This window comes from Acidovorax delafieldii 2AN (assembly GCF_000175235.1).
Taxonomy (GTDB): domain Bacteria; phylum Pseudomonadota; class Gammaproteobacteria; order Burkholderiales; family Burkholderiaceae_C; genus Acidovorax; species Acidovorax delafieldii_B.
On the sequence record NZ_ACQT01000090.1, the window covers coordinates 1 to 14,212 of the forward strand.

Sequence of the window (14,212 nt, forward strand, 5' to 3'; positions counted from 1 at the left end):
CGCGCCCGGCGGTCTGCTGCTCGGCCACCAGCAGGGTGGGCTCGCAATGGCCTGCGCGCGCACGGCGCATGAGTTCGGTGTTGGTCGAGTCGATGGTGGGCAGCACTTCGACGGTAAAGCCGGGCAGTAGCGGTGACACCGCTTCCCAGAGGGCCTCGGCAGGCCAGTGGATCGGCGCCGGGGTCACTGGCCGCGGCCCCGCTGGGGGGCCTTCTTCAAGGCCTTGGCGCCCGCCTGTGGCTGCGCGGGCTTCTGCGCCGCTTTGGGTGCGCGGTTGGCCGCCTTGGCTGTAGTCTTGGCGGACTTGGCGGACTTGGCGGACTTGGCGGACTTGGCGGACTTGGCGGGTTGGGCAGGGGGCAACGGCACGGGAGGTGCCCAGCCGCGCTTGGGCGCCAGCAGCGTGCCCCGGCAGTTGGGGCTGCCACACCAGCAGGGGTATTCGGCCTTCAGCTTCGGGGTGTAGCGCTCTTCGATGATCAGGCCGTAGTCGTAATTGAGCTCTTCGCCCGCCTGGATATTGCGCAGCGCGGTGATGAAAATGCGGCCGTCCCGCTCGTCGGCGTAGCAGTTGGGGTTGCAGCTGTGGTTGATCCAGCGCGACGAATTGCCGCCGAACTTTGCATCGATCACGTGGTCTTCATCCACATGGAAGTAGAACGTGTGGTTGGGCTGCAAGGGATCGTGCGGGTGCCGGTCCTGCGCCTCCTGCCAGCCGATCACTTCACCCGTGTATTCGACAAGGACTTCGCCCTCTGCAATATCCTGCACGGCAAAAACGCCCTTGCCGTGCACGCCCGAACGCCGGGTCTGGATGCGACGGCCCTGCGCGGGGGTCGGGGTTGCAGGCGGTGCGGTGCGGGGCATGGCAAAAACTCTGTTAACTTGAATATGCACACATGCGCGTGCGCGTGTACGCGTGAGGCAACGAATTGTAGAAGCGACCGGCCGGATGCCGGACAGCCAGACTGGCGAGAAACCAAAAAATGACCAAGACCCTGGTAATTGCAGAGAAACCCTCGGTGGCGCAAGACATCGTGCGCGCACTGACCCCCGTGGCGGGCAAGTTCGAGAAGCACGAAGACCACTTCGAGAACGACCGCTATGTAGTCACCAGCGCAGTGGGCCACCTGGTGGAGATCCAGGCCCCCGAGCAGTTTGACGTGAAGCGCGGCAAGTGGAGCTTTGCGCACCTGCCTGTGATCCCGCCGTACTTTGACCTGAAGCCCGTGGACAAGACCAAGAGCCGTCTGAACGCGGTGGTCAAGCAGGCCAAGCGCAAGGATGTGACACAGCTCATCAACGCCTGCGACGCGGGCCGCGAGGGGGAGCTGATCTTCCGCCTGATCGAACAGTACGCCGGTGGCGCCAAGCCTCTGGGCAAACCGGTCAAGCGCCTGTGGCTTCAGTCCATGACGCCCCAGGCCATCCGCGACGGCTTTGATGCGCTGCGCACCGAGCAGCAGATGGCGGGCCTGGCCAGCGCGGCCCGCAGCCGCTCCGAGGCCGACTGGCTGGTGGGCATCAATGGCACGCGGGCCATGACGGCGTTCAACTCGCGCGACGGCGGGTTCTTTTTGACCACTGTGGGCCGGGTGCAGACGCCCACGCTGTCGCTGGTGGTGGAGCGCGAGGAAAAGATCCGCAAGTTCATCAGCCGCGACTACTGGGAAATCCACGCCACCTTTGGCGCCCAGGCGGGCGAGTACCCCGCCAAGTGGTTCGACCCCAAGTGGAAAAAGGGCGAGGATGTGGAAGCCCGCGCCGATCGCGTGTGGTCGGCCGCCGAAGCCCAGGCGATTGCCAACGCCGTGCGCGGCAAGCAGGCCACGGTCACCGAGGAAAGCAAGCCCACCACGCAAGCCTCGCCCCTGCTGTTCGATTTGACCAGCCTGCAGCGCGAGGCCAACGGCAAGTTCGGCTTCAGCGCCAAGACCACGCTGGCCCTGGCGCAAAGCCTGTACGAGCGCCACAAGGCCCTGACCTATCCGCGTACCGACTCGCGTGCGCTGCCCGAGGACTATCTGCCCGTGGCGAAGCAGACCTTCGAGATGCTGGCCGACAGCGGCATGCGCCACCTGGCGCCGCACGCGCTCACGGCGCTGAACAACAACTACATCCGGCCGTCCAAGCGCATCTTTGACAACAGCAAGGTCAGCGATCACTTTGCCATCATCCCCACGCTGCAGGCGCCCAGCGGCCTGAGCGAAGCCGAGCAAAAGCTGTACGACCTGGTCGTGCGCCGTTTCATGGCCGTGTTCTTCCCCAGCGCTGAATACACCGTGACCACGCGCATCAGCACCGTGGCGCCGCACAGCTTCAAGACCGAAGGCAAGGTGCTGGTCAAGCCCGGCTGGCTGGCCATCTATGGCAAGGAAGCGGCCGACGAAGTCGAAGGTGGCAAGGACGGCGACAAGGGCCAGAACCTGGTGCCCGTCAAGCCCGGCGAACTGGTCAACACCCTGGCCGTGGACCCCAAGGGCCTCAAGACCAAGCCGCCCGCGCGCTACTCCGAAGCCACGCTGCTGGGTGCCATGGAAAGCGCGGGCAAGCAGATCGACGACGACGAGCTGCGCGAAGCTATGCAGGAAAAAGGCCTGGGCACGCCAGCGACGCGCGCGGCCATCATCGAAGGCTTGCTGACCGAAAAGTACATGCTGCGCGAAGGCCGCGAGATCATCCCCACGGCCAAGGCCTTCCAGCTCATGACGCTACTGCGCGGGCTGGAGGTCGAGGAACTGTGCCGTGCCGAACTCACGGGCGAGTGGGAATACAAACTGTCCCAGATGGAAAAGGGCCTGCTCAGCCGCGAAGCCTTCATGCAGCAGATTGCCGCCATGACCGAGCGCATGGTGAAGAAGGCCAAGGAGTACGACCGCGACACCATTCCCGGCGACTACGTCACGCTTCAGGCACCCTGCCCCAACTGCGGCGGTGTGGTCAAAGAGAACTACCGCCGCTACGCCTGCGTCGGCAAGCCGGGTGCCGAGGGCTGCGGCTTCAGCTTTGGCAAGTCGCCTGCGGGCCGCACCTTTGAGACGGCCGAGGCCGAGCAACTGCTGCGCGACAAGAAGATCGGCCCGCTGGAGGGTTTCCGCTCCAAGGCGGGCTGGCCCTTCACGTCCGAGATCGTCATCAAGTACGACGACGAGGCGCACAACTACAAGCTTGAATTCGACTTTGGCGACGACAAGAAGGGCGAGGAGTCCGGCGAGTTGGTCGAGTTTGAAGACGCCTCGCTGGGCGCCTGCCCCATCTGCGGCGCGGACGTGCACGAGCACGGCAGCAACTACGTGTGCAGCAAGGCCGTGCCCACCGCGGCGCAGCCCACGCCCAGCTGCACCTTCAAGAGCGGCAAGATCATCCTGCAACAGCCCGTGGAGCGCGAGCAGATGACCAAGCTGCTGGCCACCGGCAAGACCGACCTGCTCGACAAGTTCGTGAGCATGCGCACGCGCCGCAACTTCAAGGCCCACTTGGCGTGGGACAAGGAGGCGGGCAAGGTCAACTTCGAATTCGCGCCGAGCAAGTTCCCGCCGCGCCCAGGCGCTGCTGCCAAAACGATAGCTGCCAAGTCAGGAAAGACGAGCGCTGCAGCCAAAAAGGCCCCTGCAAAGAAGGCCGCAGCCAAAACCACTGCCGCCAAAGCCCCGCGCAAGGCAGCAGCAGGCAAGGCACCCAGCGCCGCCTTGGCGGCCGTGATCGGCACCGAGCCCGTGGCCCGCCCCGAGGCCGTGAAGAAGCTGTGGGAATACATCAAGGCCCACAACCTGCAGGACCCCAAGGACAAGCGCACCATCGTCGCCGACGACAAGCTGCGCGCCGTGTTCGGCAAGGACAGCGCAGGCATGTTCGAGCTGGCAGGCATCCTGGGCAACCACCTGGGCGGTGAATGATGCAACCGCTCAACACGGAATCCACCGCATCGCCCGCATCGTTCGCACGGGGCTTCTGGCGCACAGCGCTGGTGGTTTTGGCGGTTGCCGGTGCGCTGGGCGGTTGCAGCAGCACCGCAGGCTCGGCGCGCTCCAGCGACCGCGCCAGCCAGCAGCCACCGCAGGGCGCCAGCGGCGTGACCGTGTTTGGCGACATCGATGTGAACGTGACGCGGGAGCGCACGCGCTGACGCGCTCTCCGCAGGCTCCCTGGCATGCGCAGCCGCGCTGAACGCACCCTTCTCACTGCCGTCGCCGTGGTGGTCATTGCTGCAGCCGCCGCCGCATGGTGGACGCGCGATGCATGGCTGCCCCACGCGGGGCCCTGGTCTGAGCAGACCTTGAAAAAGTTCACCCGCCCAGGTCCCGACACTTTGCCACCCGACAAACGGTCCGCCCAGGCGCAGCCCGCGCGCAGCGGTGCGTCCGGGCCCACTGCGCCACGACCGCGCAAGTGTGTGAAAGACGGCCGCATCACCTACACCGACCAGCCCTGCCCGCCGGGCAGCCAGGAGCAGACCGTGGATGGCGCTGTCACGTCTCTGCCGCCGCCCTGAAGGGCCCGGCCAGCGGCCCGGGCTGGCTGGCCGCCACACGCGGTACAGGCCGTACACGCCGGCACCCGCGTGACAGGCTCCGTCATGCGCCTGGGCTAAGCTGGTCTTTCTTTTTCAGCATTCACCCGGCCATGCCACACCCGCCATTGCCCCTGCAGCCTCCTGAGCCCAGCCGCGCATTCCCTCTTGCAGGCGCCACCAACTTCCGCGACCTGGGGGGCTATGTGGGCCATGGCGGGCGGGCAGTGAAATGGCGCCGCCTCTTTCGCTCCGACCACCTGGCGGGCCTCACGCCCGAAGACCAGGCCGTGCTGGCCGAACTGGGCGTGGCCCGTGCGGTGGACTTTCGCGGCAAGGCCGAAAGCGCCGCATATGCCTACGCGCTGCCCGGCGTGGCCTACCACCCGCTGCACATCGAACCCACCGTGGTGCAGCGCGCGCTGGAGCTGCAACGCACCGGCCGCCAGCTCACCGCACAAGACGCCGTGGGCCTGATGCAAGACACCTACCGGGGCTTCGTGCGCGACAACGCCCCGCGCTTTGCCGGGCTGTTCCGCCTGCTGCTGGCCAGCGATGCGCCCACCGTTTTCCACTGCACTGCGGGCAAAGACCGCACAGGCTTTGCCGCCGCCCTCATCCTGCTGACGCTGGGCGTGCCGCGTGATGTGGTCATGCACGACTACCTGCTCACCAACACGCTCTACCAGCGCCCGCCCGGCATGGGCAGTCACGCGCCAGAGGAAGTGCTGCGCGTGCTGTGGCGTGTGCAGGAAGAGTTTCTGGATGCCGCTCTGCACATGGTGGACAACGACTTTGGCGGGCTGCAGGCGTATCTGGTGGACGTGCTGGGCTTCGATGCCGCCGCGCAGAAGGAACTGGCCGGGCGGTATCTGCAGGCGGCATAAGCCGCCGATCGGGCTCGCTGGCCGCGCTTGCCCGCCTCGCACGGGGCTGTGTTGTGGCCGTGCTGTGACAGCACGCTGGTGGCGCATGCGCCAGTACAGCCAACCCGCAATGGACTGGTTCAGCAGACTCCACACCATGCCGACGCGGCGGCCGAGGGGGAAGCGTCCGTGTTCGGCATGCGGGGCAATTTAACTGAAGGAGCTGCAAGGTCGGGATGGGTGCGGCTGGTCGGTACAGGTTGCTGCAGTCATCCCATTCAATTGATATGGTTTTTATAGCTGCTAGAGCTTTCTGGATAAGCACTAAAGGCCAATTGGGCTAAAACCTGTGAACGGCGGGGCTTGCAAGCCACTGCCCCGCGCGGGCTCGCCCTGTTCATCCGGCTTGATATCCAAAGGTTGCGCCCCGCCACCACTCACCCTACAGTGCATTAAGGCAATGCTGAAAAAGTCTCCGCTGCTGCTCCAGCCTGGGTAAATTACTGGGCCATGAAGCAGCAGACCCTTGCTATGGCAGCCGACGCGCAGTTGGGCTTTGAACAACACCGTAAGCCTACGCGGCGCGACGAATTCCTCAAGACTATGGATTCGCTGGTGCCCTGGGCGGCGCTGTGCGAAGAAATCGCACCGCACTACCCCAAGGCCGGCAATGGGCGCCCTCCCATTGGCCTGGAGCGCATGCTGCGCATCCACTTCATCCAGCATTGGTTCAATCTCGCCGACCTGGCGTGTGAGGAAGCCCTCTACGACAGTGCCAGTCTGCGTCGCTTCGTCGGCATTGACTTGGGCTGTGAACCCGTGCCCGACGCGACCACGTTGCTCAGGTTCCGTCGGCTGCTCAACGACAACAGGTTGAGCGAAGCCCTGTTTGCACGCGTTGGCAAGGAGCTGCAGGCACGCGGCATCAAGGTCAATACCGGAACCATCGTGGACGCCACCATCATCGGTGCGCCCAGCTCGACCAAGAACGCTAACAAGGCAAGAGACCCCGAGATGCACCAGACCCGCAAGGGCCAGCAGTGGTACTTCGGCATGAAGCTGCACATCGGTGTGGACAGTCAAACGGGGCTGAGCCATAGCGCGGTGGTCACAGCGGCAAACGTGCATGACAAGCATCCACTGCCTGATTTGCTGCACGGCAATGAGCAACGGGTCTATGGCGACTCGGCCTATGCCAGCCAGAAGGCACTGATCGCGAGCAAGGCGCCCAGGGCCAAGGACTTCACCAACCAGCGCACGCGCTGCGCTGGCGAGGTGGACGAAGTGCAGCGGGCCAAGAACCGCAACAAGTCGCGGGTGCGTGCTCGGGTCGAACATGTCTTTGCCGTGGTCAAGCGGCTATGGGGGTTCAGCAAGGTGCGCTATCGCGGGCTGCAGAAGAACGCCACGCGCGCATTCACGGCCCTGGCGCTGGCCAACATTTACCTGTGCCGCAGTCATCTGTTGGGACAGGTGCGCCCGTAAGGGCGGGAATCGGGCCTGAAGGCCCCGCGAACTGCCCAAATGGGCGGTGCGAGGGGCCAAAACATCCGAAAAACTGCGTCGTTCAGTGCCGCATAGCAAATTACGACGGCTTGTTCAGCGTTGCCTTAACAACTGCATACAAAGATATGCAACACAAAACATAGGGGGGAGATGAGTGGCATGGCGACGTTGATACCGGCGATAGGCTCGTCCGCATTCGATTCCACGGGCGAGCGACGCCTGGCCGAACGGCTAGAGCAAAAGCTCGATGCCGATTACCTGTTGTGGCACAACGTGCCCATCGGCCCCAAGCAAACCCACCCCGACTTTGTCGTGCTGCACGCCCGCAGGGGCTTGCTGGTGCTGGAGACCAAGGACTGGCGCCTGCAAACCGTGCAAGACGCCACCCGGCAGGCCTGGACGATTCTGGACAACGGGCGCCCCAAAGTCGTCATCAACCCACTGGCCCAGGCCCGCCACTGCGCCATCCAGGTGGTCAACGCGCTAGAGCGCGACCCGCAGCTCGTGCATGCCGAAGGGCCGCACAAAGGCAAGCTGGCCTTTCCGTGGGGGCACGGCGTGGTCTTCACCCGCATCACCCGCAAAGAGTTTGAAAGCTCGGGCCTGGCCGAAACCATCGACCCGCATTACGTCATCTGCCAAGACGAAATGCTCGAACACGCCGACCCGGAAGAATTTCAGCAGCGGCTGTGGAACATGTTTGCCCACCGCTTCGGCGGCGCCATCTCCCTGCCACAGCTCGACCGGGTGCGCTGGATCATGTTCCCCCAAGTGCGCGTGCAAACCCAGGGCGCCCTGTTTGACGACAACGATGCCGATGCCCAGCTGCCCGACATCATGCGCGTGATGGACCTGCAGCAAGAGCAGCTGGCCCGCAGCCTGGGCGACGGCCACCGCGTTATCCACGGCGTGGCGGGCTCTGGCAAAACCATGATCCTGGGCTACCGCGCCGAATACCTCGCCAAGGCCAGCACCCCGGCCAGCAAACCCATCCTCATCCTCTGCTTTAACGAGCCGCTGGGCGTGAAGCTGGCCAGCGTGATGGACGCCAAGGGCCTGAGCGACCGCGTGCATGTGCGGCACTTTCACAGCTGGTGCCACCGCCAGCTCACCACCTACGGGCAGGCCCTGCCACCCCAAGGTGGCGGCTTTTATGAAGGCCTGGTAGGCAACGTCATCCGCGCCGTAGAGCGCAGCCAAATCCCCGGCGGCCAATACCAGGCGGTGATGATCGACGAGGGCCACGACTTTGCGCCTGAATGGCTGAAGCTGGTGACGCAAATGGTGGACCCCGCCACCAACAGCCTGCTGGTGCTGTACGACGATGCGCAAAGCATTTACGAGCGCGCGCGCAGCAAACAGTTCAGCTTCAAAAGCGTGGGCATCCAGGCGCAGGGACGCACCACCATTCTGAAGATCAACTACCGCAACACGCGGCAGATATTGCACACCGCCAGCCTGGTCGCCGCAGACCTGCTGACGGCAGACGACAAAGACGACGACGGCATCCCCCTGCTCAAACCCGTGAGCTGCGGGCGCGAGGGGCAAGCACCCGTCATCATCAAACTGCCCACCCTGCGCGACGAAGCCTTTGCCATTGCGGACCACTTGGCCAGCGCCCACAAAGAAGGTTTTGCCTGGGGCGACATGGCCGTGCTGTGCGCGGATTGGAAAACCATGGACCTGTGCGCCAGCGCCCTGGCCCAACGCAAGCTACCGCACCGCGTGCGCAAGAAGAGTGGTGACTACCGGCCCGGTGCGGATGCGATTCAGGTGATGACCATGAAGGTCAGCAAAGGCTTGGAGTTTCCCGTGGTGGCGCTACCCGGCGTGGGGCATATGCCTGCGCCTGGGGAGGACGAGAAGGAGGCGGCGCGGGTGTTTTATGTGGCGGCTACGCGGGCGACGCATAAGCTGGTTCTCACGATGAGTGGAGGTGACGGGTTTGAAAAACGTCTATCAAACGTCTCTTAAAAAGCCGTACGTTCCGCCTCCCAAGCCAAACACGGCGGACGAGTTCTGAGAAAGCTCGCCGCCTTATCCAAATTTAAATTCAACAGCACTTCAAGAAGGGAAGGTTGCTATGAAGCTAACAAAGGCCCGTGTCCAGAACTATCGGTCCGTAGAGGACAGCGGGGAATTCGAGATTGGCGACCTGACTTGCTTGGTCGGCAAAAACGAGGCGGGAAAGACTGCGCTGCTGAGTGCGATGCGCGGCCTGAAACCCTCGCAGACGGTTGAATTCGATGAAACCATTGACTACCCGCGGCGCTTCTCGACTCGGTTCGACGATCGGCATGAGGATGGGACCGCAGAGGTCATTAGGACATGGTGGCGGCTTGAAGCAGCGGATATGGTCGCTGTGGAAAAGCGATTCGGACCCGGGGTCTTGAAGGGTGACACGTTTCAGGCCCATTTTGGATTTCGATACGACGACAGTCGCATTTGGATCATCGATATCGATAGCGCAAAGGTGCTTGAAAACATGCTCACCAAGCATGCCCTTGACGCAACTGAGCGAAACGTCTTGCATGGCGTGACGGATGGGCCAGCAGCAGATAAGGCACTAACTGGGTTGGCCGAGAGAACACCAAAGCAAGAGGCACTGCTGCAAGACATTAAGAAGTGCAGGGAATCGAGTTTCATGAAGGGTGTGATTGATGTCCTCTCAGCTAGGCAGCCGAAATTCTTCTTCACCTCGCACTTCGAGCGCATGTCGGGCATGGTCTCGATTCAGAAGCTTCAACAAGACAAGCAGAACAAGACTGTTTCCGTCGGCGACCAGATCTTTCTAGCCTTCTTGGAGTATGCGGGGACGACGCTAGATGAGCTGCTGGAGGCTGACCGTCGGGAGGCTTTAAAAGCCACTTGCGAGGCCGCAAGCAATGAGATCACCGAAGAAATTTTCCAGTTCTGGAGCCAGAACAATGCATTGGAAGTGGTCATCGATATCGACAGTGGAAAGGCCAAGGACCCTGCACCATTCAACACCGGCACAGTGGCGGAAATCCGGATTAAAAACAACAATCACAAAGCGACGCTGCCGCTGTCAGAGCGCAGTGCGGGCTTTGTCTGGTTCTTCTCTTTTCTCGCCCAGTTCAAGCAGTTGAGAAAAACACCGGGCAATGGGAACGCCATCATCTTGCTGGATGAGCCCGGTTTAACCCTGCACGGCAAGGCGCAAGGCGATTTGCTGCGCTACATAGTCGAACGGCTACTGCCGGATCACCAGGTCATATTTACCACCCACTCTCCATTCATGGTGCCGATGGATCGACTTGCCGATGTCCGAATTGTTGAGGATGTGGTTATAGAGAAGCCAGGCAAGAGGCCCGAGGTCAAAGGCACGAAGGTTCGATCCGACGTGTTGGAGGTCAACGACGACACGCTCTTCCCGCTTCAAGGCGCGTTGGGATATGAGGTGACCCAGTCGCTTTTCATCGGCGCGAACACATGGTTGGTCGAAGGCCCGTCGGACATCCTCTATTTGCAGGTTGTGTCGCAGGCGTTAACCAAGCGCCGACGTGTTGGACTCGATCCAAAATGGACGTTGTGCCCCTCTGGCGGCATCGACAAGATTGCACCGTTCGTGCGCCTTTTCGGTGGCAACAAAATCAACGTGGCGGTACTTTCCGATATCGCCAATGGGGATAAGACCAAGATCGAGAATTTGAAAAAGGCCGACATCCTGAAGGCAGGGCATTTCTACACTTGCGCAGACTTCACCAATCAGGCCGAGTCGGATGTAGAGGACCTGTTCGATGCCGACCTATACGTCGATATGCTCAATGGAGCCTACAAGCTGCCTGCTGCCAACGCGGTTACTAAGGATGCTCTGATTGCAGCAGCGCCAACTCCGCGCATCGTCAAAAAGGCAGAGGCCCTATTCAAGCTGTTGCCTACGACAGTCGCCGAGTTCGATCACTTTGGAACATCGCGTTGGCTCTTGGAGAACCCATCCGCATTGGATGCAGATACACCGGCGGTGAATGCGACCCTTGATCGGTTTGAGTACGCGTTTAAGGTATTCAATAGTCTGCTTGTGTAAGCGCGACACTGGAAACATGCCCAATATTCGATCCATTGAAATGCTGTTTCTCGATGAAATATTCGAGATGGGCGGCGGATATGTTCTGAATTTTTCAGATAGGACCTTGTCGCAGTTCTTCGCCGAGGAGCTGAACGTCAATATCGATGATCCAATTTACGCTGAGAATGGCCGATCCAAAGGCAAGCGGCTGCGCTGCTACTTGCAGAAGGTTGATATTCCGACTGTGGTTCGGACGCTCAAAGCGCTATGGGAATACCGTGAGGCCATCAGACAACAATCCAAGAAAGCGGAGTCGGTCGAGAATGCTGAGCTACGCCTACTATCGCTCTTGAATCGACTTGAAGGCAAACCGGAAGTCGCACAGTCATCCAGCCAACCGCCAAAGCCAGCGTTTGATCGCCAGAGACTTTTGGCTCTGCAGAAAGACCTGCTCGGGTTCACCCAGCTAACACCGCAAGCGCGGGGCTATGCATTCGAGGCCTTGCTACGTGATCTGTTCAATGTCTTTGGGCTGGAAGCTCGCGAGCCGTTTCGGCTTAGGGGCGAACAAATTGACGGTAGCTTCTTGCTACAGGGCGAAACTTATCTTGTGGAGGCAAAGTGGCAGGACGCCCAAACGGGTGTGGCCGACTTGCACACCTTCCATGGAAAGCTAGAACAGAAGGCCGCATGGACCCGAGGACTCTTCGTGAGCCACAGTGGTTTCACCGAGGACGGGCTCGTCGCATTCGGTCGGGGCAAACGGGTGATCTGCATGGACGGGCTCGACCTCTTTGACACGCTCAGCCGCGAGCTGCCCTTGAACCATGTCCTCGAAAGAAAGGTGCGCAGGGCCGCAGAGACAGGATTGCCATTCGCTCGCGTGCGGGACCTCTTTCCAACATAAACAACACGCTACGCATTTCATAGCTTTTCGCGCATATTCCACCAGGGCTGCGGACCAATTTCTGTCAAAAAACTAGCGATTCCACGCCGCTCGCGCTGGCAGCATATTTCAAGGACTTTCGCCGCGCGCCAACATTGCCAATAGCTCCGCCATGCGCTTCTGACGGGTTTCCGCGCGCTTGGCGCTGTGCAGCCGGTGGTAGATGGTGAACAAGCTTTGGCGTTTAAGAGTGGCGTAGAAAGCGTGAGCAGCAGGGTCTTGTTGCAGCGCCGCCAAAAATTCTTCGGGCATCACCATGGTCGCGCTACCGGCGTAGGCGATGGCCCAGCGCCCATCGCTGCGTGCGGCTTCTACCTGCGCCAGGCCAGCGGCTTGCATGCGCCCTTGCGCTATCAGCCGCTCGGCATGCTGCACGTTTTTCTGCGACCAGTTGGATCGCGCGCGGCGTGGCGTGAGGCGTTGCAGAAACGAGGTGTCGTCCAGGGACTTGCGTATCCCGTCGATCCAGCCCCAGGCGATGGCGGCTACCACGCAGTCCTCCCACGTCACGCTGGGCTGGCCGGTGGCCTTTTTGAAGATGCGCACCCACAGCTCAGTCTCGCTGGCGTGGTTGGCCTGCAGCCATGCGTGGAGCTGTTCCGGCGTTTCAAAGGCGTGATGCGTTGTTTTGCTCATGTATTGATAGCTTTTCGCGCTTATTCCAAAAGCGCTAGCGGCCTATTTGACACACAACTCGTACCCCGTACTCCTCCCCCCACCCTCCCGCCCTCCCGCCTGCGCGGCACCCCACGCTCCAGCAGGTCGTTGATATTGCGCAGCGCCGTATCCGCAGAGCATTTGCCCATCGCCGCCCATTCGGCGTTGGTCAGCTTGCCTTCCATGCCGTCCAGCACGCGGTTCAGCACCAGCGTTTGCCGCGCGTTCATGGGCGTGCCTGCCCAGCGCTGCCAGAACTGGGCCCTGTCCCGCAACACGGCGCGTTGCCATGTGCCCGCTATGCTTGTATGCTGCTTGAGTTGCCCACCTTGCCGCTGCACTCGCGGGCCGGGGGTGTCGGGCTTATACCGCGACACATGAGTTCGGGCACTCACATTTTCATAGCTTTTGGTAACCGCTGAATAAGCGCTGTAGGCCAATTTGGCTCTCTGGGCGGCCTCACGCCCGCACCGACGCCCCCGTCGCATAAAACTGCCCACCCGCCACGTAGTGCAGCGTGCGCAGTTCATCGGGCGCGGTGTCGAACTCCCAGTGCCCGTTGCGGAACACGCGCTCGTCGGCCCAGGCGGCCACGACTTCGCCGATGAAGAGGTCGTAGGCCTGCTGGTTGTGCGGCTCGGGGATCACATGGCACAGCAGCCAGGCGGCACAGCCCTGTACCAGCCGGGTGTTCGGGTGGCCGGGCGCTTCAAACAACGCCACGCCATGGCGCTGGAGTTTGTCGGGCGTGGCCTTGGCGCTGTCGTTGCCCAGGGCCACGGTGAGCGCGGCCATGGGCACGGTGGGTAGCTGCAGCGCAAAGAACCCGCTGGCTTCCACCAATTCGCGGGTGCGTGTGGCCTTGTCGAGCACCACCGTGACCTTGGGCGGGGCAAAGTCCAGCGCGCAGGCCCAGGCGGCTGCCATGACGTTGTCCACGCCGCCATGGCGGGCCGACACCAGCACGGTGGGGCCGTGGTTGAGCAGGCGATAGGCTTTGTCGAGCGGTACGGGGGTGAAGTGGGTGGGTTGCATGGCGTGGATTTTGACGGCATGGCCGTGGCCCGGCGCGCCGGGGTACGTGGAGCTACGTGCTGCGGTTGCACCCGATGGTCAGGCGCCGGGTATCGCCCCTACCATGCGCAGCGACCTATTTCGCCCGTTGCCGGGCTTCAACGGAGGATGCCAATGTTCAGTCATGTGATGGTGGGTGTGAACGATCTGGAGGTGTCAAAGCAGTTCTACGACGCGCTGCTGGGCACGCTGGGCGTGGCGCCGGGGTTGGCCAACCAGAACCGCTATTTCTACCGGGGCGCGGGGGGCACGTTTGCCATCTCCACGCCGATCAATGGCGAGCCCGCCAACCACGGCAACGGCAGCACCATCGGGTTTGTCGCGCAGTCGCCTGAGCAGGTGGAAGCCTTCCACGCGGCGGGCGTGGCCCACGGCGGCACCACCTGCGAAAACCCGCCGGGTTTTCGGGAAGGGCCCGTGGGGCGGCTGTATCTGGCCTATCTGCGCGATCCGGACGGCAACAAGCTTTGCGCGCTGTACCGGCCGCCCAAGGCGTAATCAGCCGGTTGGGCGGCGGGTGCGGTACTGGTGGTGCCGCAACCAGCGTGTGGCGCCCAGCACGCCATGGCAGCCGGCAGCGGCCATGGCCGCACTGGCAGCCAGCATGGCCACGGTATGAACGC

At 62.3% G+C, this 14,212-nt stretch carries 13 protein-coding genes and 1 pseudogene; 9 read left to right on the forward strand and 5 right to left on the reverse strand.

The window, feature by feature from the left end; translation table 11 throughout:
* Positions 1-187 (reverse strand): annotated as a pseudogene (locus ACDELDRAFT_RS12450) (biotin--[acetyl-CoA-carboxylase] ligase); the annotation flags it as partial.
* Positions 184-867: an SET domain-containing protein gene (locus ACDELDRAFT_RS12455; RefSeq protein ID WP_005797212.1), complete on the reverse strand. Its 684-nt coding sequence runs from the start codon at positions 865-867 to the stop codon at positions 184-186. The gene ACDELDRAFT_RS12455 and the pseudogene ACDELDRAFT_RS12450, both read right to left, overlap by 4 nt.
* A 119-nt stretch (positions 868-986) precedes the next feature.
* Here ACDELDRAFT_RS12455 and ACDELDRAFT_RS12460 point away from each other — a divergent pair, with 119 nt between their 5' ends.
* The 8 genes from ACDELDRAFT_RS12460 to ACDELDRAFT_RS12495 all read left to right on the forward strand — a co-directional run bounded on the left by ACDELDRAFT_RS12460 (position 987) and on the right by ACDELDRAFT_RS12495 (position 11,819).
* Positions 987-3,896: a DNA topoisomerase III gene (locus ACDELDRAFT_RS12460; protein ID WP_005797214.1), complete on the forward strand. Its 2,910-nt coding sequence runs from the start codon at positions 987-989 to the stop codon at positions 3,894-3,896.
* Positions 3,893-4,126 carry a hypothetical protein gene (locus ACDELDRAFT_RS12465; protein ID WP_005797216.1) on the forward strand — a complete coding sequence of 78 codons (234 nt, stop codon included), beginning with the start codon at positions 3,893-3,895 and terminating at the stop codon, positions 4,124-4,126. The genes ACDELDRAFT_RS12460 and ACDELDRAFT_RS12465 overlap by 4 nt, the downstream gene beginning before the upstream one ends.
* 24 nt (positions 4,127-4,150) lie before the next feature.
* A complete protein-coding gene (locus ACDELDRAFT_RS12470; protein WP_005797218.1) occupies positions 4,151-4,492 on the forward strand; it encodes a DUF4124 domain-containing protein in 342 nt (113 codons plus the stop codon).
* Between the two features lie 131 nt (positions 4,493-4,623).
* The gene (locus ACDELDRAFT_RS12475) at positions 4,624-5,397 is read left to right on the forward strand and encodes a tyrosine-protein phosphatase (RefSeq protein WP_005797220.1); all 774 of its coding nucleotides are present in this window, start codon (positions 4,624-4,626) and stop codon (positions 5,395-5,397) included.
* 489 nt (positions 5,398-5,886) lie between these two features.
* Positions 5,887-6,861: an IS5 family transposase gene (locus ACDELDRAFT_RS12480; protein ID WP_005797222.1), complete on the forward strand. Its 975-nt coding sequence runs from the start codon at positions 5,887-5,889 to the stop codon at positions 6,859-6,861.
* Positions 6,862-7,041: 180 nt separating this feature from the next.
* Positions 7,042-8,856, forward strand: coding sequence for a DEAD/DEAH box helicase (locus ACDELDRAFT_RS12485; RefSeq protein WP_005797224.1), 1,815 nt, complete (start codon positions 7,042-7,044; stop codon positions 8,854-8,856).
* Between the two features lie 109 nt (positions 8,857-8,965).
* A complete protein-coding gene (locus ACDELDRAFT_RS12490) occupies positions 8,966-10,930 on the forward strand; it encodes an AAA family ATPase (RefSeq protein ID WP_005797227.1) in 1,965 nt (654 codons plus the stop codon).
* Between the two features lie 16 nt (positions 10,931-10,946).
* The gene (locus ACDELDRAFT_RS12495) at positions 10,947-11,819 is read left to right on the forward strand and encodes a restriction endonuclease (RefSeq protein WP_100084432.1); all 873 of its coding nucleotides are present in this window, start codon (positions 10,947-10,949) and stop codon (positions 11,817-11,819) included.
* A 108-nt stretch (positions 11,820-11,927) separates the two neighbouring features.
* Here ACDELDRAFT_RS12495 and ACDELDRAFT_RS12500 read toward each other — a convergent pair whose 3' ends face one another.
* From ACDELDRAFT_RS12500 to ACDELDRAFT_RS12510, 3 genes are all read right to left on the reverse strand, one after another.
* A complete protein-coding gene (locus ACDELDRAFT_RS12500) occupies positions 11,928-12,494 on the reverse strand; it encodes a YdeI/OmpD-associated family protein (protein WP_005797231.1) in 567 nt (188 codons plus the stop codon).
* A 20-nt stretch (positions 12,495-12,514) separates the two neighbouring features.
* The gene (locus ACDELDRAFT_RS24610; RefSeq protein WP_005797233.1) at positions 12,515-12,745 is read right to left on the reverse strand and encodes a hypothetical protein; all 231 of its coding nucleotides are present in this window, start codon (positions 12,743-12,745) and stop codon (positions 12,515-12,517) included.
* A gap of 229 nt (positions 12,746-12,974) precedes the next feature.
* The gene (locus ACDELDRAFT_RS12510) at positions 12,975-13,550 is read right to left on the reverse strand and encodes a flavin reductase family protein (RefSeq protein ID WP_005797235.1); all 576 of its coding nucleotides are present in this window, start codon (positions 13,548-13,550) and stop codon (positions 12,975-12,977) included.
* A gap of 153 nt (positions 13,551-13,703) precedes the next feature.
* Here ACDELDRAFT_RS12510 and ACDELDRAFT_RS12515 point away from each other — a divergent pair, with 153 nt between their 5' ends.
* Positions 13,704-14,087, forward strand: a complete 384-nt coding sequence (locus ACDELDRAFT_RS12515) for a VOC family protein (RefSeq protein WP_005797237.1) — start codon at positions 13,704-13,706, stop codon at positions 14,085-14,087.
* The last annotated feature ends 125 nt before the right edge of the window (positions 14,088-14,212 follow it).

Excerpts from the sequence above, each read along its gene's own strand:
- ACDELDRAFT_RS12455 (WP_005797212.1), bottom strand. The coding sequence starts at position 867 with ATGCCCCGCACCGCACCGCCTGCAACCCCGACCCCCGCGCAGGGCCGT.
- ACDELDRAFT_RS12460 (WP_005797214.1), top strand. The coding sequence starts at position 987 with ATGACCAAGACCCTGGTAATTGCAGAGAAACCCTCGGTGGCGCAAGAC.
- ACDELDRAFT_RS12465 (WP_005797216.1), top strand. The coding sequence starts at position 3,893 with ATGATGCAACCGCTCAACACGGAATCCACCGCATCGCCCGCATCGTTC.
- ACDELDRAFT_RS12470 (WP_005797218.1), top strand. The coding sequence starts at position 4,151 with ATGCGCAGCCGCGCTGAACGCACCCTTCTCACTGCCGTCGCCGTGGTG.
- ACDELDRAFT_RS12475 (WP_005797220.1), top strand. The coding sequence starts at position 4,624 with ATGCCACACCCGCCATTGCCCCTGCAGCCTCCTGAGCCCAGCCGCGCA.
- ACDELDRAFT_RS12480 (WP_005797222.1), top strand. The coding sequence starts at position 5,887 with ATGAAGCAGCAGACCCTTGCTATGGCAGCCGACGCGCAGTTGGGCTTT.
- ACDELDRAFT_RS12485 (WP_005797224.1), top strand. The coding sequence starts at position 7,042 with ATGGCGACGTTGATACCGGCGATAGGCTCGTCCGCATTCGATTCCACG.
- ACDELDRAFT_RS12490 (WP_005797227.1), top strand. The coding sequence starts at position 8,966 with ATGAAGCTAACAAAGGCCCGTGTCCAGAACTATCGGTCCGTAGAGGAC.
- ACDELDRAFT_RS12495 (WP_100084432.1), top strand. The coding sequence starts at position 10,947 with ATGCCCAATATTCGATCCATTGAAATGCTGTTTCTCGATGAAATATTC.
- ACDELDRAFT_RS12500 (WP_005797231.1), bottom strand. The coding sequence starts at position 12,494 with ATGAGCAAAACAACGCATCACGCCTTTGAAACGCCGGAACAGCTCCAC.
- ACDELDRAFT_RS24610 (WP_005797233.1), bottom strand. The coding sequence starts at position 12,745 with ATGAACGCGCGGCAAACGCTGGTGCTGAACCGCGTGCTGGACGGCATG.
- ACDELDRAFT_RS12510 (WP_005797235.1), bottom strand. The coding sequence starts at position 13,550 with ATGCAACCCACCCACTTCACCCCCGTACCGCTCGACAAAGCCTATCGC.
- ACDELDRAFT_RS12515 (WP_005797237.1), top strand. The coding sequence starts at position 13,704 with ATGTTCAGTCATGTGATGGTGGGTGTGAACGATCTGGAGGTGTCAAAG.